Here is a 234-nt window from a genome sequence, read left to right as displayed (position 1 = left end):
CTCAAGAACTCCTGTGCCCGTTCTGACTTCGGATGTTCGAAGAAAGCTTCTGGATCGTTAGAATCTTCCAGCACTTCTCCTTGATTGAAAAAGATTACCCGGTCTGACACTTCTCTGGCAAAACCCATTTCGTGCGTTACCACCAGCATGGTGATGCCTGACTCGGCAACTTTTTTCATGACGTCCAAAACATCTTGACTCATTTCGGGATCCAAAGCACTGGTTGGTTCGTCA

General features: G+C 47.0%; 1 pseudogene. It reads right to left on the bottom strand.

The annotated features are described in order from the left end of the window. Positions 1–234: pseudogene (locus tag KI210_RS08665) on the bottom strand (amino acid ABC transporter ATP-binding protein); the annotation flags it as partial.

This window comes from Lactobacillus corticis (genome assembly GCF_018327645.1).
Taxonomy (GTDB): Bacteria; Bacillota; Bacilli; order Lactobacillales; family Lactobacillaceae; genus Lactobacillus; species Lactobacillus corticis.
The sequence above is the reverse complement of the archived record's forward strand: the minus strand, read 5'-3'. Positions and strand labels throughout refer to the sequence as shown.